The sequence below is a fragment of the Serratia sp. CY44782 genome, assembly GCF_052168715.1.
In the GTDB taxonomy this organism is placed as follows: Bacteria; Pseudomonadota; Gammaproteobacteria; order Enterobacterales; family Enterobacteriaceae; genus Serratia; species Serratia nevei.
On sequence record NZ_JBJNME010000012.1, the window covers coordinates 1 to 19,591 of the forward strand.

Sequence of the window (19,591 nt, forward strand, 5' to 3'; positions counted from 1 at the left end):
TTTGCCGGCATCGAGAGATGCAACGTAAAAGAATCGGTGGAGCGGTAGTTCAGTTGGTTAGAATACCTGCCTGTCACGCAGGGGGTCGCGGGTTCGAGCCCCGTCCGTTCCGCCACTTATTTAATTATGCCTGCTTTATTAGCAGGCATAATGTTAAGCGAGATTTAGGGGCGTAGCTCAGTTGGTAGAGCACCGGTCTCCAAAACCGGGTGTCGCGAGTTCGAGTCTCTCCGCCCCTGCCATATTAAGAACCCTTTGCGAAAGCAAAGGGTTTTTTTTTGCCTATCATTTTTCTTCCTTACCGCTTTGAAACAGAGCACATGGACGTTAGGTGCCGATGTTTGCCCGGTCCTGGTTGCTCCATCTTCTTCCGATCTTTACCCCCGTGACCTCCTGATTCCCTTGCTGTTTTGCGTTATCTTCTCTCAGAAGGCGATGGGCGCATTTTAGCGTGATAGACAGCCATGACCACGATGGCGGCGCTTAAGGCCGCCATAACGCTTTAGGCTGCGGTATTTAAAGGTATTTTAAGTAATTGTCGAATCAAAGGCTGTTGATCGCTGTTTTGCAGCCAGACGGCATACAGTGGGCGGATAATCGCTGGGATCTCGGCGGCGGCAACCAGCTGTGGGTACTCTTGTTCCCACTGGCTGGGCAGGAAAGCGCATCCGCCCGTGGTTTCCAGCAGCTGACGCGTCAGGTGAGCGGAGGTGGTGGTGAGTACCGGCACGTTATCACCTTCCAACATGCGGCTTTCCTGTTGGTGGAAGTCGGCTCCCCATTCCAGTTTGATATAGGGCATTGGAGCCTGTTTGTCACGATGTGCAGAAGAGAACAGGCGTAATGAGAAATTGCTCAGCTGTTGGCTGGCTAATTCATCCATCTTCGGCGGTTCAGTGGTGATCAGTAAATCGAGTTGCCTTTCATGCAGCTGTTTTACCAAAGAGTGCCTTAATGCCACCCTGGCTTCGAGCTGAAGTGCTTCGCGTTGTTGATAGAGCGCCTGTAACCAGGGGGTCAGATAGGCTTCCCACAGCGAAGCGGTAGCGCCGATCGATAACTCGGTGTGTTGCAGCGAACGCACGACCTCTTTCTTCGCCAGCTGCCAGGTGTTCATCAGGCTTTCGGCATAGGGTAGAAGCCGCTCGCCGGCAGGCGTCAGGCGGATATTATTGCGATGACGGGTAAATAAATTTGCGCCCAGCTGGTTTTCTAACTGACGGATGCGGAAACTGACCGCGGACTGCGTTAAGTACAAAGATTCTGCGGCTCGGCCAAAGTGACGCGTTCTACTGACCTCCAAAAAGGTTTTCAGTAATTCGGTATCCACACCTATCTCCAAAAAAATTTGTCGTTAAGATTTAAATGTTTTGTTTTACACGCTGTCAAGCCTATCTAATACTCCGCGCCATAAACAGCACGGCCATAAGAGAATTAGGAGCGTGTCAGATGGCGGATAGCTTCACCACGACCAATCGTTTTTTTGATAATAAACATTACCCTCGCGGGTTCTCCCGTCACGGCGATTTCACCATTAAAGAGGCGCAATTGCTAGAGCGCTTCGGCTACGCGTTTAACGAGCTGGACTCGGGCAAACGCCAGCCGGCCACTGAAGAAGAACAGCTGTTCGTCGCAGTGTGCCGCGGTGAGCGCGAAGCGGCTACCGAGCAGGAAAAAGTATGGGCTAAATATCTGGCGCGCACACGCCGTCCGAAGAAATTCCATACTCTGTCCGGCGGTAAACCGCAGGCTGACGCAGTAGAAGATTACAGCGACAGCGACGACTAAAGACGATGGGGCCTGCGGGCCCCATTTTCTATTCCAGACTACGATGCAGCTGTAACAGCAGACGATCCATACTGCGATAGCCCAGCGCTTCACTGAGGTGGTGCCTATCGAGCTCAGCATCCCCTGCCAAGTCCGCCAGCGTGCGTGCCACTTTCAAGATGCGCTGCCAGGCGCGGACCGACAACCCCAGCGCGTTTAATGTTGTCTCCAAAAACTCGGCGTCTGCCGCCTGCAGAACGCAATCCCTCTCCACCTCACGGTTGCTCAGCAGCGCGTTGACTTTACCGGCGCGTTCGAGCTGTCGGGTGCGCGCCAGCTGAACCCTTTCCCGCACTTGATCACTGCTTTCTCCATGAGTTTTCCGCTGACTGAGCGTACCCGGTGGCAACAGCGGCACTTCGATAGACAGATCGAAGCGATCGAGAAAAGGCCCTGACAACCGGGCCAGATAGCGCAACACCTGCTGTGGTGAGGCGCGATTGTGTAGCCCCTGATAATGCCCTGTCGGGCTGGGGTTCATTGCCGCAATCAACTGCACTCTGGCGGGGAAACAGACCTTGGCGTTGGCGCGTGAAATTACGATCTCGCCGGACTCCAGCGGCTCACGCAGTGCATCCAGCACCTTACGCTCGAATTCCGGTAGCTCATCCAGAAACAGCACGCCGTTATGTGCCATAGAGATTTCGCCCGGGCGCGGCAGTGAGCCGCCGCCGACCAACGCCGCCATCGATGCACTGTGATGCGGTGCGCGAAATGGCCTCTGGCGCCATAGTAGCGCGGTGGGGATATGATGCTGCAAGCTGGCGACCGCCAGGCTTTCCAGCGCCTCATGTTCCGTCAGCGGCGGCAGCAAGCCCGTGAGGCGGCTGGCCAGCATGGTTTTACCGGTGCCCGGTGGCCCAATCAGCAAAAGGTTATGCCCGCCGGCGGCGGCGATCTCCAGGGCCCGCTTGGCCTGCTCCTGACCAATGATGTCGCACAGGTCGGCATTTTCGCGGGCGGTGTCCGCAGCGGGAGGTATGGCTGCTACCGGCAATTCGCCCTGGCCGAGGAGAAAGGCGCAGACTTCCAACAGGTGCCGGGCGGTATGGGATTGTGACTGTGCGATCAGGCCGACCTCGGCGGTATTGTCCGTCGAGAGGATCAGTTGTCGTCCTGCATCAGCCGCCGCCAGCGCCGCCGGGATCGCGCCCCTGACCGCCCGCAGTGAGCCGGACAGTGCGAGCTCGCCAAGAAACTCGTAACGCGCCAAGGGTGCGAGGGGCAATTGTTCGGAGGCGGCGAGGATCGCCAGCGCTATGGGCAGATCGTAACGCCCGCCTTCTTTCGGCAGGTCGGCCGGCGCTAAATTGACGGTGATGCGCCGGGCAGGAAAGGTGAAACCGTTGTTGATCAGGGCGCTGCGTACTCGGTCGCGCGCTTCTTTCACCGTGGTTTCCGGCAGACCGACCAGCGTCAGGCCGGGCAGGCCATTGCTGATATGCACCTCCACCGTTACTGAAGGGGCCTGAACGCCGATGATGGCGCGGCTATAGATTACCGCCAATGACATATCGCTCTCCTTGCTGAGGGCAACATGATGCGCGATTCATTCTGGCTTCGCGCGGCGTTATTAGCGATTTTTCCCTGAGGTTCGCAACGTAATTGCCGATTTTCATTTCAGCGAATGAGGTTGTGCGATCTGTCTCGCAGGCTGCGGCAATACCCATTAACAATATCGCCGAAGGCTGCAACACATTAGCGGCCCAGACGCATTGCAACCATAGGCTTAATGGGTGTATTTAACAATTGATTAAAAGAAAAATCACTTCTTTAACAAACTCCGACCGCCGCCGCATTCTGCCCGGCAGCCGCTAAGCCTCCTGACTTCGTACTCTACGGTAGGGATAACACTATGTTTGGTTGGACCCCGCTGCAACGCAATGCGGCAATCGCCAGCTTTTCAAGCTGGACGCTCGATGCTTTCGATTTTTTCGTGCTGGTATTCTTACTCAGCGATATCGCGCAATCCTTTCACGTTGGCCTGGAACAGGTGACGTTGGCGATTCTGCTCACGCTGGCGGTGCGGCCTATCGGCGCGCTGATCTTCGGGCGCGCGGCGGAAAAATATGGCCGCAAGCCGATCCTGATGCTGAATATCGTCTTCTTCTCGGTGTTTGAGTTGCTCTCCGCCGCTGCGCCCTCGCTGACGGTCTTTTTGCTGTTACGGGTGCTGTACGGGGTTGCGATGGGCGGCATCTGGGGCGTGGCGTCATCATTGGCGATGGAAACCATACCGGACCGCTCACGCGGCCTGATGTCGGGTATTTTCCAGGCCGGCTACCCGTTCGGTTATCTGCTGGCGGCGGTGGTCTACGGCCTGCTGTTCGAAACGGTCGGCTGGCGCGGCATGTTCGTTATCGGCGCGGCGCCGATCCTGCTGCTGCCGTTTATATATTATTGCGTGCAGGAGTCGCCGGTGTGGCTGGCGGCGCGCGAACGCAAAGAAAGCACCGCCTTGCTGCCGGTATTGAAGAGCCACTGGAAGCTGTGCTGCTATTTGGTGCTGCTGATGGCGGCGTTCAATTTCTTCTCCCACGGCACGCAGGATCTGTATCCGGTATTTTTGAAAGTTCAGCACGGTTTCGACCCTAAAACCGTCAGTATCATCGCCATAAGCTACAATATCGCGTCCATTATCGGCGGCGTATTCTTCGGTTCGTTATCGGAAAAGATCGGCCGTAAGAAAGCGATCATCATCGCCGCGCTGCTGGCGCTGCCGGTGATCCCGCTGTGGGCGTTTTCCAGCGGTTCACTGATGCTTGGGATCGGCGCTTTCCTGATGCAGTTCATGGTGCAGGGTGCCTGGGGCGTGATACCGACCTACCTGACCGAACTGGTGCCGGCCAACACCCGCGCGGTGCTGCCGGGGTTCGTGTACCAGCTGGGCAATCTGATAGCCTCGGTCAACGCCACGCTGCAAGCCACCATCGCCGAGCATCATGGGCATAATTACGGCCTGGCGATGGCGATCGTCGCCGGTACGGTGGCGGTGGCGATCGCCCTGTTGGTGTTCTTTGGCAAGGATACGCGCGGTAAGGCGATCACCGACGCGGTGAAGAAACCTGACATGCGCGCCAACGTGTGAAAGAGGGGCGACTTGCGTGAGGTATGACCAGATTGCGCCGAATAATAACGCAAAAAAAGTGTTGTCATGCCGCGCGCGACTATGGTACCTCTGTAAGCATTAGTTCTGAATGAGCACAGTGAACAAACCCATTATGAAAGCCTTTGCCCAAGTGATTAGCCTAGTCGTGATTAGCGTGGTGGTGATTATTATCCCACCGTGCGGGGCTGCACTTGGACGAAGAAAGGCTTAGCAAACAAGCCGGAATCGCAAGAGAACCCCCGCACCGTCAGGTCCGGGGGTTTTTTATTGGCAAGAGAAAAGTGGAGCAAGGGGCAGAGTATGAAAAACAGAACAAAATCCTGCATTTGTCGAAGTAAGGCGGGGAAATAACTATGAATGGCGCTCAGTGGGTAGTTCAAGCGTTGCGTGCGCAGGGTGTGGATACCGTATTCGGCTATCCGGGCGGGGCAATCATGCCGGTGTACGATGCGCTGTACGACGGCGGTGTGGAACACCTGCTGTGCCGCCATGAACAGGGCGCCGCGATGGCTGCCATCGGCTACGCCCGCGCCACCGGCAAAGTCGGCGTTTGCATCGCCACTTCCGGCCCTGGCGCCACCAACCTGATCACTGGCCTGGCTGATGCGCTGCTCGATTCCGTTCCCGTTGTCGCCATCACCGGTCAGGTGGGTTCCGCGCTGATCGGCACCGATGCCTTTCAGGAGATCGATGTTCTCGGCCTGTCTCTGGCCTGCACCAAGCACAGCTTCCTGGTGGAATCGCTGGACGCCTTGCCGGGCATCATGGCGGAAGCGTTCGCCATCGCCGCAGGCGGCCGCCCTGGCCCGGTGCTGATCGATATCCCGAAAGACATCCAGCTGGCGCAGGGCGACTTGCACCCACATCTGATGCCCGTCGACGAAGCGCCGGCGTTCCCGGCGACGGCGTTGGCAGAAGCGGCCGAGCTGCTGGCGCAGGCGCATAAACCGATGCTTTACGTCGGCGGCGGCGTGGGGATGGCGCAGGCGGTGCCGGCGCTGCGCGAATTTATCGCCGTGACCCGCATGCCGAACGTCGCCACCCTGAAGGGGCTGGGCGCACCGGATGCGCAAGATCCGTTGTACCTCGGCATGTTGGGCATGCACGGCACCAAGGCTGCCAACCTGGCGGTGCAGGAGTGCGATTTGCTGATTGCCGTCGGCGCGCGCTTCGATGATCGCGTGACCGGCAAACTGAACGCCTTCGCACCGCACGCCAAAGTGATCCACATGGATATCGATCCGGCGGAGATGAGCAAGCTGCGCCAGGCGCATGTGGCCCTGCAGGGCGACCTGAAAGCGTTGCTGCCGGCGTTGCAGCGCCCGCTGAACATCGCCGCCTGGCAGCAGCAGGTGACGGCGCTGAAAGCCGAGCACGTCTGTCGCTACGATCACCCCGGCCAGCCGATCTACGCGCCGCTGTTCTTGCGCCAGCTGTCCGCCCGCAAGCCGGCCAACAGCGTGGTGACCACCGACGTGGGCCAGCACCAGATGTGGAGCGCGCAGCACATGACGTTCGAACGCCCGGAGAATTTCATCACCTCCAGCGGCCTCGGCACCATGGGGTTCGGCGTGCCGGCGGCGGTGGGGGCCCAGATCGCGCGCCCGCAAGATACGGTGATCTGCGTCTCGGGCGATGGCTCCTTCATGATGAACGTGCAGGAGCTGGGTACCATCAAGCGTAAACAGCTGCCGCTCAAGATCGTGCTGCTGGACAACCAGCGCCTCGGAATGGTGCGTCAGTGGCAGCAGCTGTTCTTCGACGGCCGCTACAGCGAAACCAACCTGTCCGATAACCCCGACTTCCTGATGCTGGCCGCCGCCTTCGGCATTCCCGGCCAGCGCATCAGCCGCAAGGATCAGGTGGAAGGCGCGCTCGAGGCGCTGTTCAACACCGAAGGCCCTTATCTGCTGCAGGTCTCTATCGACGAACTTGAAAACGTCTGGCCGCTGGTGCCGCCGGGCGCTGGCAACGAAACCATGTTGGAGGAAATATCATGATGCAGCATCAACTCTCGATCCAGGCGCGTTTTCGCCCCGAAATGTTAGAACGCGTATTGCGGGTCGTGCGTCATCGCGGCTTTCAGGTTTGTGCTATGAATATGGTTTCCCCGGCCAACGCCGACAGCATCAATATCGAATTGACCGTTGCCAGCCTGCGCCCGGTTGCCCTGTTGTCATCTCAGTTAAGCAAACTGCTGGACGTCTCCTGCGTCGAGATCCAGCAGCCAACATCACAACAAATACGCGCCTGAGGCGTCGAGAAGGATAAATAACAATGACTAAGAAAGCCGATTACATTTGGTTCAATGGTGAGATGGTTCCTTGGGCCGAGGCCAAAGTGCACGTGATGTCGCACGCGTTGCATTACGGCACGTCGGTGTTTGAAGGCGTACGCTGTTATGACTCGCACTTGGGGCCGGTGGTATTCCGTCATCGCGAACATATGCAGCGCCTGCACGACTCGGCGAAAATCTACCGCATGCCGGTTTCGCAAAGCGTCGACGAGCTGATGGAAGCCTGCCGCGCCACGCTGCGCAAGAACAGCCTGGTCAGCGCGTACATCCGCCCGCTGGTGTTCGTCGGCGATGTCGGTATGGGCGTCAACCCGCCGGCCGGTTACAAAACGGACGTGATTATCGCGGCGTTTCCTTGGGGCGCTTATCTGGGTGAAGAAGCGCTGGATCAAGGCATCGATGCGATGGTCTCCTCCTGGCACCGCGTCGCACCAAACACGATCCCCACTGCGGCCAAGGCCGGCGGCAATTATCTTTCCTCCCTGCTGGTGGGCAGCGAAGCGCGTCGCCACGGCTATCAGGAAGGCATCGCGCTCGACGTGCACGGCTACATTTCCGAAGGGGCGGGTGAGAACCTGTTTGAAGTGAAAGACGGCGTGATTTACACCCCGCCGTTCACCTCTTCGGCGCTGCCGGGCATCACCCGCGACGCGATCATCAAGCTGGCGAAAGACATGGGTTTCGAAGTGCGTGAGCAGGTGCTGTCGCGCGAATCGCTGTACCTGGCCGACGAAGTGTTCATGTCCGGCACCGCGGCGGAAATCACGCCGGTACGCAGCGTGGACGGCATTCAGGTCGGCATCGGCAAATGCGGCCCGGTGACCAAACAGATCCAACAGGCGTTCTTCGGCCTGTTCAGCGGCAAGACAGAAGACAAATACGGCTGGCTGGATCCGGTAAATCCGTAACGACAAGACAGACAGATAAGAATATCCAGGCGGTTCGTTCGCCGCCTGTCATAAATACATTTGGAGTGAAAAGAGCATGCCTAAGTACCGTTCCGCCACCACCACCCACGGCCGCAATATGGCGGGTGCCCGCGCATTGTGGCGCGCGACCGGGATGACCGACGCCGATTTCGGCAAGCCGATCATCGCCGTGGTCAACTCCTTTACCCAGTTCGTGCCGGGCCACGTGCATCTGCGCGATCTGGGCAAACTGGTCGCCGAACAGATCGAAGCCTCCGGCGGCGTGGCCAAAGAGTTCAACACCATCGCGGTGGATGACGGCATCGCCATGGGCCACGGCGGCATGCTCTATTCCCTGCCGTCGCGCGAGCTGATCGCCGACTCGGTCGAATACATGGTGAACGCCCACTGCGCCGACGCGATGGTGTGCATCTCCAACTGTGACAAGATCACCCCAGGCATGCTGATGGCGGCGTTGCGCCTGAATATCCCGGTGATCTTCGTCTCCGGCGGCCCGATGGAAGCCGGCAAGACCAAACTCTCCAACCAGATCATCAAGCTGGATCTGGTGGATGCGATGATCCAGGGCGCGAACCCGAACGTCAGCGACGCCGACAGCGAGCAGATCGAGCGTTCCGCCTGCCCGACCTGCGGTTCCTGCTCCGGCATGTTCACCGCTAACTCGATGAACTGCCTGACCGAAGCGCTGGGCCTGTCGCAGCCGGGCAACGGTTCGCTGCTGGCCACCCACGCCGATCGCAAAACGCTATTCCTCAACGCCGGCAAGCGCATCGTCGAGCTGACCAAACGCTATTACGAGCAGGACGACGAGAGCGCGCTGCCGCGTAATATCGCCAACAAGGCGGCGTTTGAGAACGCCATGACGCTGGACATCGCCATGGGCGGCTCGACCAACACCGTGCTGCACCTGCTGGCTTCGGCGCAGGAAGGCGAGGTGGACTTCACCATGGAAGACATCGATCGCCTGTCGCGCAAAGTGCCGCACCTGTGCAAGGTGGCGCCGAGCACGCAGAAATACCATATGGAAGATGTGCACCGCGCCGGCGGCGTAATCGGCATCCTCGGCGAGCTGGATCGCGCCGGCTTGCTGAACCGCGAGGTGAACAACGTGCTGGGGCTGACCCTGCCGCAGACGCTGGAAGCCTACGACGTAATGCTGACCCGCGACGAAAGCGTCAAGAAAATGTACTCCGCCGGGCCGGCCGGTATCCGCACCACGCAGGCATTCTCTCAGGACTGCCGCTGGGATTCGCTGGACACCGACCGCAAGGAAGGCTGCATCCGCACCCGTGAGCACGCCTACAGTCAGGATGGCGGGTTGGCGGTGCTGTACGGCAACCTGGCGGAGAACGGCTGTATCGTCAAAACCGCCGGCGTAGACAAGGAAATCCTCACCTTCCGCGGCCCGGCCAAAGTGTATGAAAGCCAGGATGATGCGGTAGAAGCGATCCTCGGCGGCAAAGTGGTGGCGGGCGACGTGGTCGTTATCCGTTACGAAGGGCCGAAAGGCGGGCCGGGCATGCAGGAAATGCTTTACCCAACCACGTATCTGAAATCGATGGGGCTGGGCAAGGCGTGCGCGCTGATTACCGACGGGCGTTTCTCCGGCGGCACCTCCGGGCTGTCCATCGGCCACGCCTCGCCGGAGGCGGCCAACGGCGGCCTGATCGCCCTGGTGCAGGACGGCGACATGATCGCGATCGACATTCCTCATCGCGGCATCCAGCTGGACGTCAGCGAGCAGGAGCTGGCGGCGCGGCATGAAGCGGAACTGGCGCGCGGCGACGCGGCCTGGACGCCGAAAAACCGTGAGCGTCAGGTATCCTTCGCGCTGCGCGCCTACGCCTCGTTGGCCACCAGCGCCGACAAAGGCGCGGTACGCGACAAGAGCAAACTGGGGGGATAAGCAGCATGGCGGTCTCTCAACCCCTACCCAGCGCCCCCTGCGGCGCGGAATATCTGCGAGCGGTACTGCGCTCGCCGGTCTACGAGGTGGCGCAGGTCACCCCGTTGCAGGCCATGAACAAAATTTCTTCGCGCCTCGGCAACACCATTTTGGTGAAGCGCGAAGATCGCCAGCCGGTGCACAGCTTCAAGCTGCGCGGGGCCTATGCGATGATCGCCGGGCTGGACGAAGAGCAGAAGGCGCGCGGCGTCGTGACGGCTTCGGCCGGCAACCACGCGCAGGGTGTCGCCTTCTCCGGTAAACGGCTGGGCATCAAAACGCTGATCGTGATGCCGGTGTCCACTGCGGACATCAAAGTGGATGCGGTGCGTGGTTTCGGCGGCGAAGTGCTGCTGCACGGCGCCAATTTCGACGAGGCCAAAGCGAAGGCGATCGAGCTTTCCCAGCAGCAGGGCATGACCTTCGTGCCGCCGTTCGATCATCCGACGGTGATCGCCGGGCAGGGCACGCTGGCGATGGAGCTGCTGCAGCAAGACGCGCATCTGGATCGGGTCTTCGTGCCGGTCGGCGGCGGCGGCTTGGCCGCCGGGGTGGCGGTGCTGATCAAGCAGCTGATGCCGCAGATCAAAGTGATCGGCGTCGAAGCGGAAGACTCCGCCTGCCTGCGCGCGGCGCTGGATGCCGGCCATCCGGTGGATCTGGCGCGCGTCGGGCTGTTCGCCGAAGGCGTGGCGGTGAAGCGTATCGGCGACGAAACCTTCCGCCTGTGCCGTGAATATCTGGACGACGTGATCACCGTAGACAGCGATGCCATCTGCGCAGCGGTCAAAGATCTGTTCGAGGACGTGCGCGCCATTGCCGAACCTTCCGGCGCGCTGGCGCTGGCGGGGCTGAAAAAGTACGTCCAGCAGCACAACATTCAGGGCGAGCGTCTGGCGCACGTGTTGTCCGGCGCCAACCTCAACTTCCACGGGCTGCGCTACGTTTCCGAGCGTTGCGAACTGGGCGAACAGCGCGAAGCGCTGCTGGCGGTAACCATTCCGGAACAGCAGGGCAGCTTCCTCAAGTTCTGCCAACTGCTGGGCGGCCGCTCGGTGACCGAATTCAACTATCGCTACGCCGATGCCGACAACGCCTGCATTTTTGTCGGCGTGCGTCTGACGCGCGGGCACGCCGAACGGCGGGAAATCATCGACGAGCTCAATGCCGACGGTTATCAGGTGGTGGATCTGTCGGACGACGAGATGGCCAAACTGCACGTGCGGTACATGGTGGGTGGGCGTCCGTCGAAGCCGCTGCGCGAACGGCTGTACAGCTTTGAGTTTCCGGAGTCGCCGGGCGCGCTGCTGAAGTTCCTGCAGACGCTGGGCACGCACTGGAACATTTCGCTGTTCCACTATCGCAGCCACGGCACCGACTTCGGCCGGGTGCTGGCGGCCTTCGAACTGGCGCAAACCGAGCCGGAATTCGAGCGGCACCTGCAGGCGCTGGGCTACGATTGCCACGACGAAACCGACAACCCGGCGTTCCGCTTCTTTTTGCAGGGATGAGTCGGATTGATAAGCAACCGTGACGCGTTAGTCAGTTTATGGGTTGCATGGTTGTGATTTTGTCGTGCATTTTTATACTGCCAAGACTTCTGACGTATAGGGATGCACGACAATGAAAACCGCTTTTTCTACGCCGTTCGGTTCCCCCGAGGACGATTTGACCAACGCCGAGTTTGCCCGCCTGTTGGGCAATACCGGCGTACAAGAATTCTATCGCGATATTAATCTGCAAGCCTTGCAGGACTCGCTGGACTGCAGCCTCGCCTTTCATGGCGTGGGCATTATTTTTTCCGACGGGCAGAACTCCTTTTTAGTCCGCCCGACGCAGCACACCGGTTACTCAAACGCTTCGCAGGTTACCCACGTGGTCATCAGTAAAACGGTGGCTCATACTTCACGCGTTGCCGCGACCAATACGCTGTCGGAAGCGTTGAGCAAACCCAGCGTCAGCAAAGAGTTGGCCTCGGCCGCGCTGTCGTGCGGAACGCTGCTGGTATCGGTATTTTTACTGGCGTCGGGCAGCGTCGCCGTGCCGTTTACCGGCGGCACCAGCTCGGCGGTGGCTTATCTGGGCTATGCCGGCATGGCCGCCAGCGCGTTGCAGTGTGGCAACGGGCTGTACCGCGTCAACAAGCTTTATGACGGGAAAGGCGATGAACTGGCTCAGCTCGATTCAGAACAGTGGTATATCGCCACCAGTACCGTGCTCGATGTGATCTCGCTGGCCAGTGCCGGGGCTGCCCTGAAGGAAGCGACGATGACCTACCGCGCCATGCGCCGTATTTCGGCGCGCAAGGCGACGGAATGGCTGAAAAGCATGCCCCGTAGCGAAAGGAAACGGCTGACCGAAAACATCATTCGGGCGGAAAATCCGGGAATTTCCAATAACGTCTTGAAAGAGATGGTGAAGAACGGCTTATACCCGAAGCGCTACCCGACGGAAGCGATCCAAAACGGGCTGCGCCAGCAATTGCATTCGGCGCTCAATAACTCATTGACGTTCGTGGGCAGCGGCATCAGCGGCACCCTGTCTGCGCCGGTGAATGTGAAAACCACCGGGCAGTATTTTGTGGGCATTATGCAGAAATTGCCGCAGATGGTGAGGTAATGGCGGACTGGATGATTAAACGCCTGATCGCGCAGGGCCGGGAGATGGAACGCCAAATCGCGGCGCGCGATCGCGCACTGTTCGCCGGCGTAGATGCGCAGCTCGAGCAGCATTTCCTGACGCCGGGCCAGCGGCTGTCGCCGCCGGGCGTCGGCAATGTCATGTTGCTGATGGTATGCCTGACGTTGGGGCTGGCGGGCGTGATGGGCCTGGCCACGGACGTGGCGGCCGCCTGGAGCGGCAAGACTTCCGCCGCCGTTCTCATGGGCAGCGGCGCGATCGTGGCGGTGTGGATGACATTGATCCTGTTCCAACTGGTGCAGGGTAAAAACAGCGGGGTGGTATTGTTGCAATATTACCTTGGCATGCTCGGCCTGTTTTGCCTTGGCGCCGCAGCGGCGTGGGCGTCGGGGATGACCGGCATCGCCACCGTCGCCATGCTGCTGGGGGGCGTGGTTGGCGGTGCACTATTCAGCAACCGGGCGGCGTTCTCTCTCTATGTCGCTTACTTTCGCACGCGTCGGCGCGTGTTTATCAAACGCCGTTGGCAGAGAGAAGATCTGCGCAACACCCGATAAACCGTCAGAACGGAAAAACTTATGACGCAACCCTTCTCCGGCTTTAGCCAGCAGGGTCTGAATTTCCTGCAGCAGGTGCGGATAGAGAACGATAAGGCGTGGTTCGACGGCAACCGCGATACCTACGATCGCGAGCTGCTGGCGCCGTTCCGCGCGCTGGTTGAGCAGCTGGCTCCCGGCATGCTGGCGATCGACCCGCAGTTCGAGACTCGCCCGGCGATCGGCAAAACGCTGTCGCGCATTCATCGCGACACGCGCTTTTCTCATGACAAATCGCGCTACCGCAGCCGCATGTGGCTGACGTTCAAGCGTCCGAGCAAAGACTGGAAAGACGCGCCGGTCTACTTTTTCGAACTGGGGCCGGACATGCTGCGCTATGGGCTCGGCTACTACAGTGCCAACAAGCCGACCATGGATCTGTTCCGCCATACGCTGAGGCAGCGGCCGCAGCCTTTCCTTGAGGTGGCCGCCTGCTGCCGGCGGCCGTTCGAGCTGGTGGGTGAGAGCTACAAGCGCCCGCTGGTGAAGGAGCAGGCGGCGGAGATCGCCACCTGGTACAACCGCAAGTCGTTTGCGGTGATGGTGACCGACAGCGAAGTGGAAAAGCTGTTCAGCGCCGATCTGGTGCCGCTGCTGACCGGGGCATTTTTGCAGCTTGAGCCGCTCTACCACTGGCTGATGCAGGTAGAGACGATGAAGCAGATCGATCCGGCGGATCTGTAAACCTCGCGTCAGCGGGGATGCAGCAAGCGCCAAAAGGCGTCGATCAGCGGATCGCTGAGGCGCTTTTTCTGGACGCAGACCCCCAGCTCGAACGGTTCGACCATTGAGATATTATCCAGCTGCGAGATGCGGTTGCGTACCGGCTCCGGGCTGTTGTCCACCACCACGCTCGGGATCAGCGCGATGCCGCAGCCCAAAGCGACCATCGACACGATGGCTTCGTGGCCGCCGACGGTGGCGTAAATCAGCGGATTGCTGATGCGGTGGCGGCGGAACCACAGCTCGATGCGTTTTCGCGACGGGCCGTGCTCCGGCAGGATGAACGGGATCTCGGCCCAATCGGGCCTGTCGGCGAACGCCTGGCTGCGCACCGCACAGGGCAGCGCCGGCGCGATCAGCACCAGCGGGATTTCGCCGATTTTGGTGAACGCCACGCTGGCGGGCAGCGTTTCCGGCCGGCCGGCGATGCCGAGATCGGCCTCGTTGGATTGCACTTTGTCGACCGCATCGGCGGCGTCGCCGGTGGTCAGCTTAATCTCGACCAGCGGATGCTGCGCGCGGAAGCGATCGAGGATCGGCGGCAGGTGGCTGTACGCCGCGGTCACCGAACAGAACAGCCGCAGTTCGCCGCTCAGCGAAGGGCCGTGCTGGCCGAGCGAGTGCTTCAGCTGCTGATACTGCAGCAGCGTTTGCTGGGCGAATTCTTTCAGCTGTTCGCCGGCGTCGGTCAGCTGCACGGTGCGGTTGTCGCGCAGGAACAGCGGCTGCCCGAGGATCTCTTCCAGCCGCTGGATCTGGCGGGAGAGCGTCGACGGGCTGACGTGCATCGCCTTGGCGGTGCGCCCGAAGTGATGGCTTTCGGCCAAATGCAGGAACAGCTTTAAATCACGTAAATCCATATCGATACGCTCGCAGTGAGAGTGTTGCATAAATTGCAATATCACGTTCTCAATATATCAATTTAAGCAACGCATTTCCTGTTATACATTGAGTTTAACGAATCTCCGCACAGACAGGGCGGGGAATGAAAATAACAATGCAAGACAACATCAAACCGGAGTACCACCATGGCTAACTATTTCAACACATTGAACCTGCGTCAGCAGTTGGCGCAATTGGGTAAATGCCGCTTTATGGCGCGCGACGAATTTGCTGACGAAGCCGGCTACCTGAAAGGTAAAAAAGTGGTGATTGTCGGCTGTGGTGCCCAGGGTCTGAACCAGGGGCTGAACATGCGCGATTCCGGCCTGGATGTCGCTTATGCCCTGCGCAAAGAAGCGATCGACGAGAAGCGCGCTTCCTGGCGCAAGGCGACCGAAAACGGCTTTAAGGTCGGCACCTACGAAGATCTGATCCCGCAGGCGGATCTGGTGGTCAACCTGACGCCGGACAAACAGCACTCTTCCGTGGTGCGCGCGGTGCAGCCGCTGATGAAAGACGGCGCGGCGCTGGGTTACTCCCACGGCTTCAACATCGTTGAAGTGGGTGAGCAGGTGCGTAAAGACATCACCGTGGTGATGGTCGCGCCGAAATGCCCGGGCACCGAAGTGCGTGAAGAGTACAAGCGTGGCTTCGGCGTGCCTACCCTGATTGCGGTTCACCCGGAAAACGATCCGAAAGGCGAAGGCATGGCGATCGCCAAGGCCTGGGCGGCGGCCACCGGCGGCCACCGCGCCGGCGTGCTGGAGTCCTCCTTCGTCGCCGAAGTGAAATCCGACCTGATGGGTGAGCAGACCATTCTGTGCGGCATGCTGCAGGCGGGTTCGCTGCTGTGCTTCGATAAGTTGGTTGCTGAGGGCACCGATCCGGCTTACGCCGAGAAACTGATTCAGTTCGGCTGGGAAACCATCACCGAAGCGCTGAAGCAGGGTGGCATCACGCTGATGATGGATCGCCTGTCCAATCCGGCCAAGCTGCGTGCCTATGCGCTGTCTGAACAGCTGAAAACCATCATGGCGCCGCTGTTCCAGAAGCACATGGACGACATCATCTCCGGCGCTTTCTCCAGCGGCATGATGGCCGACTGGGCGGAAGACGACGTGAAATTGCTGACCTGGCGCGAAGAGACCGGCAAAACCGCGTTCGAGAATGCGCCGCAGTTTGAAGGCAAAATCAGCGAGCAAGAGTACTTCGATCACGGCGTGCTGATGGTGGCGATGGTGAAAGCGGGCGTTGAGCTGGCGTTCGAAACCATGGTCGATGCCGGCATCATCGAAGAGTCGGCTTACTACGAGTCGCTGCACGAGCTGCCGCTGATCGCCAACACCATTGCGCGCAAACGTCTGTATGAAATGAACGTGGTTATCTCCGATACCGCAGAGTACGGCAACTACCTGTTCGCCAACGCGGCGGTGCCGCTGCTGAAGGACTTCATGACCACCCTGCAGGCGGGCGATTTGGGCAAAGCCGCGGCGGGTACGGCGGTGGACAACGCGCAGCTGCGCGACGTGAACGAAGCGGTGCGCAGCCACCCAATCGAAACCGTCGGTCGCAAACTGCGTGGCTACATGACCGACATGAAACGTATCGCCGTTGCGGGCTGATTTTCCGCAAGGTAAAGAACACAAAGCCGGCTGTGATGCCGGCTTTTTTTATGCCTCCGGCGGCGCGAGCAGCTGCCGTTCAAGGCAGCGTCGGATCGCGTGTTTGGCGTTGGCGACCCCCAGCTTACGCACCGCATTGCCGATGTGAAACTTCACCGTGCCGGTTTTGATCCCCAGGATCAGCGCGATCTCATGGTAGGTTTTGCCCTGGCTGGCCCAGTAGAGGATTTCCCCTTCGCGCGGCGAGAGCCGGTCTGTCCGGCTCGCCTCGGCGCTGGCCAAGGCCAGAGCGTGCTGGTGGGTATCGACCAATACCATCTGCAGGCTGGCCCTCTCGTCTTCCATCAGCTGCCGCAGATCGGCGTCATCGGCTGCCGTGGCGCTGATCGACAAGATCGCCAGGTTGTTGTCGTGATCGTGCAAAACAAAGCTGCAGCCGTGCACGATGTCGTATTCCCGCGCCTGGCTGAAGATCTTCCGGTAATGCCGATCCTCGGTGGTGACGGGGGTGTCGTGCCACATGAAGGGCGCGCAGCGACTATGGGCGGCGCGCACGACGGGATCGATGCGCTGATAGCGATTGGCGCTGTAGATGTCCAGCCATTCTTGCGGGTAGCTCGAGACCAGCAGATGGCGATCGGGACGGTGCTTGTTGAAGGTCAAATAAGCGTATTTGAATTGGCTGAAGGCGTGCAGTCGGCCGTCAAGATGCAGTCTTGCGGCGACGGCGTTGGCGAATGCGACGGCCATCGGTAACCTCCCTGTCGTTCGGCGGCTCAGCCCGACCTGCACCAAAGTCCAGCTAGTCAGTGCGGCGGATTGAAATTTATACTCGGCTAATAAATTCAAAAAGGCGGCAATGCCAAGACCCGAGCTTAGCAGCTCTGGGCGGAAATAAGCCAACGCCAGGGAAATTCTTTCAATCATCCTCTGATCAATGTTTCTGGGAACTATTGCGCGGGCGGCGGGGTAACCTCGCCGCCGCCTTATTGGCTATGCGGGCATTGCCGTTGCGGGAATGATGGCGCCGCGATGTTGGATCACCGTCGCGGCAAGCCGGTGGCCGCGCTGCGCCGCCTGCTGGGCGCTGCCGCCGTTCAGGCGTTCCGCCAGATAACCGGCGCTGAAAGCGTCGCCCGCCGCGGTGGTATCCACTACGCGCTCCGGCGGCAGCGCGATCGCCGGTACCTCAAGTCGCTCTCCCCCCACGCCGAACACCAGACAGGCATCCGCGCCGCGTTTGATAACGATCTCGCCGACGCCGAGCGCCTGCGTGCGTGCCACCACCTGTTCAACCGGCTGCATGCCCCACAGCAACGCTTCGTCATCCAGCGTCAGGAAGGCGATGTCGGTGCAGGCCAGCACCTCGCGGTAGGCCAGCTGCGTTTCTTCACGGCTTTGCCACAGGCGCGGGCGGTAGTTGTTGTCGAAGATAACCTGGCCGCCGTTGGCGCGGCAGCGGCGCAGCAGCGCCAGCAGCTTCGTGCGGTCGGCAGGCGCGAGGATCGCCAGGCTAATGCCGCTGAGATACAGATAATCGAACTGCGCCAGCTGGGCGCACAGTACCTCGGCCTGGGGGCCCGCAAGCCAATACCGGGCGGCGGCGTCGTTGCGCCAGTAGTAGAAGGTGCGTTCGCCGGCGGCGTCGGTTTCGATCACGTACAGGCCCGGCAGTTTGTTTTCCAACTGCTGAATCAGCCTGGTCTCGATCTTCTCCTGCCGCCAGGCCTGCAGCATTTCGCCGCTGAAGCTGTCGGTGCCGAGTGCGGTGACATAATGCACCTGCAGCGCCTGTTCCGGCATTTGGCGAGCGAGGTAGACGGCGGTGTTGAGGGTATCGCCGCCAAAGCCGCGCGTCAGCTGCGCGCCCTGCTGCGACAGCTCGATCATGCATTCGCCGATCACGGCGAGATTTCGAATAGTCATCGTCAATAAGCCCTGGCTAAAGAAGAAGCAACAACCGCCAGTCTCCACGCAAGGCGGTGAGAGAGTCAATAAATTAAAACAGTGTTTTAATTTTTTATGATCGCGATCGGCCCATGCCAACAGGGCGAAGAGGAGAGCGCGCGGCAATTCATGCTTAAAGTTTTACGCGGCGCGGCCGATAAGCTGGGTAAAGAAACAGCGGCAGCGCTCTCACTTCCCCGCCACGGCGATAGTACCGATGATAACCAACCTGATCTCGGGTCTGCTGGCGCCCTGTTTTGCCCTCTATGCCTGCGCCAAATCGCGGCGCTACTGGCGGCAATGCCGGCGCTTGTATACCTTCCAGCCGATTTATCGCACCAGCGGCACGCTGCTGGCGGTGGAACTGCTGACGGCGGTATATCACCCGAATGAGCCGGACAAGCGGCAATCCCCGGAACAGTATTTCGCCTCGCTCGGCGTCGCCCAGCGTTTGCGGGTGATCCAGGAACAGCTGGTGCTGTTGCAGCGCTGGCAGGCATTGTTCATTCGCCACGCGGTGATGGTGTCGGTCAATATCGACGGCATCGCGCTGCAAGCGTTGCAGCGTCATAGCGAGCTGCAACGCCAGATCGCCGAGATGCCCTATCTGCGCTTCGAGCTGGTGGAGCACGCCGAAACGGCGTCAAACCACCCGTTGCAGCAGATCGTCGGCGGCGAACGGCTGTGGCTGGACGATTTCGGCAGCGGGTTGGCCAACTTCTCCGCCGTCGGCGCCTGGCGCTATCAATACATCAAGGTGGCGCGCGAGTTGTTCACCTTGCTCAAACAGTCGGAAGAGGGCGTACAGCTGCTCGGCACCCTGATCACGATGATGAACCAGCACAGCGACGGGGTGATCGTCGAAGGCGTGGAAACCGAGCAGGAGTGGCGGCTGGTGCAGCGTTCCGGCGCGTTGGCCGCGCAGGGCTACTATCTTTCCCGCCCGGCGTGCTTTGAAACTCTGCACAGCGTACCGACGCTGTTCGCCGCGCCCGGCGCGCCGGCGTGAACTTCGGCCTATCCTCAGCTAGGCTTAAACGGGGCTGCTCATTCTTTTTCCTTTCATTCGGCAGCC

At 60.1% G+C, this 19,591-nt stretch carries 18 protein-coding genes and 2 tRNA genes; 15 read left to right on the forward strand and 5 right to left on the reverse strand.

From position 1 onward, the window contains the following. Positions 1–38 precede the first annotated feature (38 nt). Positions 39–115 (forward strand) — tRNA-Asp (locus ACJ8HT_RS21100). A gap of 51 nt (positions 116–166) precedes the next feature. Further along, positions 167–242, forward strand: a tRNA-Trp gene (locus ACJ8HT_RS21105). 260 nt (positions 243–502) lie between these two features. Here ACJ8HT_RS21105 and hdfR read toward each other — a convergent pair. After that, positions 503–1,330, reverse strand: a complete 828-nt coding sequence (gene hdfR, locus ACJ8HT_RS21110; RefSeq protein ID WP_049198322.1) for an HTH-type transcriptional regulator HdfR — start codon at positions 1,328–1,330, stop codon at positions 503–505. A gap of 119 nt (positions 1,331–1,449) precedes the next feature. Here hdfR and ACJ8HT_RS21115 point away from each other — a divergent pair, with 119 nt between their 5' ends. After that, entirely contained in the window at positions 1,450–1,788 is a 339-nt protein-coding gene (locus ACJ8HT_RS21115) for a DUF413 domain-containing protein (RefSeq protein WP_019455272.1), read from the forward strand. A gap of 28 nt (positions 1,789–1,816) precedes the next feature. Here the strand turns inward: ACJ8HT_RS21115 and ACJ8HT_RS21120 are convergent, their stop codons facing one another. Further along, positions 1,817–3,340, reverse strand: coding sequence for a YifB family Mg chelatase-like AAA ATPase (locus ACJ8HT_RS21120; RefSeq protein ID WP_194572408.1), 1,524 nt, complete (start codon positions 3,338–3,340; stop codon positions 1,817–1,819). A gap of 342 nt (positions 3,341–3,682) precedes the next feature. Here ACJ8HT_RS21120 and ACJ8HT_RS21125 point away from each other — a divergent pair, with 342 nt between their 5' ends. The 10 genes from ACJ8HT_RS21125 to ACJ8HT_RS21170 all read left to right on the forward strand — a co-directional run bounded on the left by ACJ8HT_RS21125 (position 3,683) and on the right by ACJ8HT_RS21170 (position 14,026). After that, positions 3,683–4,915 carry an MFS transporter gene (locus ACJ8HT_RS21125; protein WP_049270160.1) on the forward strand — a complete coding sequence of 411 codons (1,233 nt, stop codon included), beginning with the start codon at positions 3,683–3,685 and terminating at the stop codon, positions 4,913–4,915. A 133-nt stretch (positions 4,916–5,048) separates the two neighbouring features. Then, positions 5,049–5,147 (forward strand): ilv operon leader peptide, encoded by a 99-nt coding sequence (ilvL, locus tag ACJ8HT_RS21130; protein ID WP_013814970.1) that lies wholly within the window; start codon positions 5,049–5,051, stop codon positions 5,145–5,147. Positions 5,148–5,289: 142 nt separating this feature from the next. After that, positions 5,290–6,936: an acetolactate synthase 2 catalytic subunit gene (gene ilvG, locus ACJ8HT_RS21135; protein ID WP_197653315.1), complete on the forward strand. Its 1,647-nt coding sequence runs from the start codon at positions 5,290–5,292 to the stop codon at positions 6,934–6,936. Further along, positions 6,933–7,190: an acetolactate synthase 2 small subunit gene (gene ilvM / locus ACJ8HT_RS21140; RefSeq protein ID WP_197653316.1), complete on the forward strand. Its 258-nt coding sequence runs from the start codon at positions 6,933–6,935 to the stop codon at positions 7,188–7,190. Before ilvG ends, ilvM begins: the two co-directional genes overlap by 4 nt. Positions 7,191–7,213: 23 nt before the next feature. Next, entirely contained in the window at positions 7,214–8,140 is a 927-nt protein-coding gene (locus ACJ8HT_RS21145; RefSeq protein WP_197653317.1) for a branched-chain amino acid transaminase, read from the forward strand. Between the two features lie 76 nt (positions 8,141–8,216). After that, the gene (gene ilvD / locus ACJ8HT_RS21150; protein WP_197653318.1) at positions 8,217–10,067 is read left to right on the forward strand and encodes a dihydroxy-acid dehydratase; all 1,851 of its coding nucleotides are present in this window, start codon (positions 8,217–8,219) and stop codon (positions 10,065–10,067) included. 5 nt (positions 10,068–10,072) lie between these two features. Further along, complete coding sequence (gene ilvA, locus ACJ8HT_RS21155) at positions 10,073–11,617, forward strand: threonine ammonia-lyase, biosynthetic (protein ID WP_060425379.1); 1,545 nt, start codon at positions 10,073–10,075, stop codon at positions 11,615–11,617. 112 nt (positions 11,618–11,729) lie between these two features. Next, the gene (locus ACJ8HT_RS21160) at positions 11,730–12,725 is read left to right on the forward strand and encodes a hypothetical protein (RefSeq protein ID WP_033654501.1); all 996 of its coding nucleotides are present in this window, start codon (positions 11,730–11,732) and stop codon (positions 12,723–12,725) included. Beyond that, a complete protein-coding gene (locus tag ACJ8HT_RS21165) occupies positions 12,725–13,303 on the forward strand; it encodes a hypothetical protein (RefSeq protein ID WP_164268609.1) in 579 nt (192 codons plus the stop codon). The genes ACJ8HT_RS21160 and ACJ8HT_RS21165 overlap by 1 nt, the downstream gene beginning before the upstream one ends. Positions 13,304–13,324: 21 nt before the next feature. Beyond that, on the forward strand, positions 13,325–14,026 hold the full coding sequence (locus ACJ8HT_RS21170; protein ID WP_197653319.1) for a DUF2461 domain-containing protein: 702 nt from the start codon (positions 13,325–13,327) through the stop codon (positions 14,024–14,026). A gap of 8 nt (positions 14,027–14,034) precedes the next feature. Here ACJ8HT_RS21170 and ilvY read toward each other — a convergent pair whose 3' ends face one another. Further along, the gene (ilvY, locus tag ACJ8HT_RS21175) at positions 14,035–14,925 is read right to left on the reverse strand and encodes an HTH-type transcriptional activator IlvY (RefSeq protein WP_033636409.1); all 891 of its coding nucleotides are present in this window, start codon (positions 14,923–14,925) and stop codon (positions 14,035–14,037) included. 168 nt (positions 14,926–15,093) lie between these two features. Here ilvY and ilvC point away from each other — a divergent pair, with 168 nt between their 5' ends. Next, positions 15,094–16,569 carry a ketol-acid reductoisomerase gene (gene ilvC, locus ACJ8HT_RS21180; protein ID WP_038874693.1) on the forward strand — a complete coding sequence of 492 codons (1,476 nt, stop codon included), beginning with the start codon at positions 15,094–15,096 and terminating at the stop codon, positions 16,567–16,569. 48 nt (positions 16,570–16,617) lie between these two features. Here the strand turns inward: ilvC and ACJ8HT_RS21185 are convergent, their stop codons facing one another. Further along, positions 16,618–17,319 (reverse strand): LuxR family transcriptional regulator, encoded by a 702-nt coding sequence (locus ACJ8HT_RS21185; protein ID WP_060441493.1) that lies wholly within the window; start codon positions 17,317–17,319, stop codon positions 16,618–16,620. Between the two features lie 243 nt (positions 17,320–17,562). Next, the gene (locus ACJ8HT_RS21190) at positions 17,563–18,495 is read right to left on the reverse strand and encodes a sugar kinase (RefSeq protein ID WP_197653320.1); all 933 of its coding nucleotides are present in this window, start codon (positions 18,493–18,495) and stop codon (positions 17,563–17,565) included. Between the two features lie 238 nt (positions 18,496–18,733). Between ACJ8HT_RS21190 and pdeH the strand changes: the two genes are divergently transcribed. Continuing rightward, positions 18,734–19,525: a cyclic-guanylate-specific phosphodiesterase gene (gene pdeH / locus ACJ8HT_RS21195; protein WP_197653321.1), complete on the forward strand. Its 792-nt coding sequence runs from the start codon at positions 18,734–18,736 to the stop codon at positions 19,523–19,525. Positions 19,526–19,591: the final 66 nt, after the last annotated feature.

Excerpts from the sequence above, each read along its gene's own strand:
- ilvC (WP_038874693.1), top strand. The coding sequence starts at position 15,094 with ATGGCTAACTATTTCAACACATTGAACCTGCGTCAGCAGTTGGCGCAA.
- ilvD (WP_197653318.1), top strand. The coding sequence starts at position 8,217 with ATGCCTAAGTACCGTTCCGCCACCACCACCCACGGCCGCAATATGGCG.
- ilvY (WP_033636409.1), bottom strand. The coding sequence starts at position 14,925 with ATGGATTTACGTGATTTAAAGCTGTTCCTGCATTTGGCCGAAAGCCAT.
- ACJ8HT_RS21120 (WP_194572408.1), bottom strand. The coding sequence starts at position 3,340 with ATGTCATTGGCGGTAATCTATAGCCGCGCCATCATCGGCGTTCAGGCC.
- ACJ8HT_RS21125 (WP_049270160.1), top strand. The coding sequence starts at position 3,683 with ATGTTTGGTTGGACCCCGCTGCAACGCAATGCGGCAATCGCCAGCTTT.
- ACJ8HT_RS21185 (WP_060441493.1), bottom strand. The coding sequence starts at position 17,319 with ATGGCCGTCGCATTCGCCAACGCCGTCGCCGCAAGACTGCATCTTGAC.
- ACJ8HT_RS21190 (WP_197653320.1), bottom strand. The coding sequence starts at position 18,495 with ATGACTATTCGAAATCTCGCCGTGATCGGCGAATGCATGATCGAGCTG.
- ACJ8HT_RS21115 (WP_019455272.1), top strand. The coding sequence starts at position 1,450 with ATGGCGGATAGCTTCACCACGACCAATCGTTTTTTTGATAATAAACAT.
- pdeH (WP_197653321.1), top strand. The coding sequence starts at position 18,734 with ATGATAACCAACCTGATCTCGGGTCTGCTGGCGCCCTGTTTTGCCCTC.
- ilvG (WP_197653315.1), top strand. The coding sequence starts at position 5,290 with ATGAATGGCGCTCAGTGGGTAGTTCAAGCGTTGCGTGCGCAGGGTGTG.
- ACJ8HT_RS21170 (WP_197653319.1), top strand. The coding sequence starts at position 13,325 with ATGACGCAACCCTTCTCCGGCTTTAGCCAGCAGGGTCTGAATTTCCTG.
- ACJ8HT_RS21145 (WP_197653317.1), top strand. The coding sequence starts at position 7,214 with ATGACTAAGAAAGCCGATTACATTTGGTTCAATGGTGAGATGGTTCCT.
- ilvM (WP_197653316.1), top strand. The coding sequence starts at position 6,933 with ATGATGCAGCATCAACTCTCGATCCAGGCGCGTTTTCGCCCCGAAATG.
- ilvL (WP_013814970.1), top strand. The coding sequence starts at position 5,049 with ATGAAAGCCTTTGCCCAAGTGATTAGCCTAGTCGTGATTAGCGTGGTG.
- ACJ8HT_RS21160 (WP_033654501.1), top strand. The coding sequence starts at position 11,730 with ATGAAAACCGCTTTTTCTACGCCGTTCGGTTCCCCCGAGGACGATTTG.
- ilvA (WP_060425379.1), top strand. The coding sequence starts at position 10,073 with ATGGCGGTCTCTCAACCCCTACCCAGCGCCCCCTGCGGCGCGGAATAT.
- ACJ8HT_RS21165 (WP_164268609.1), top strand. The coding sequence starts at position 12,725 with ATGGCGGACTGGATGATTAAACGCCTGATCGCGCAGGGCCGGGAGATG.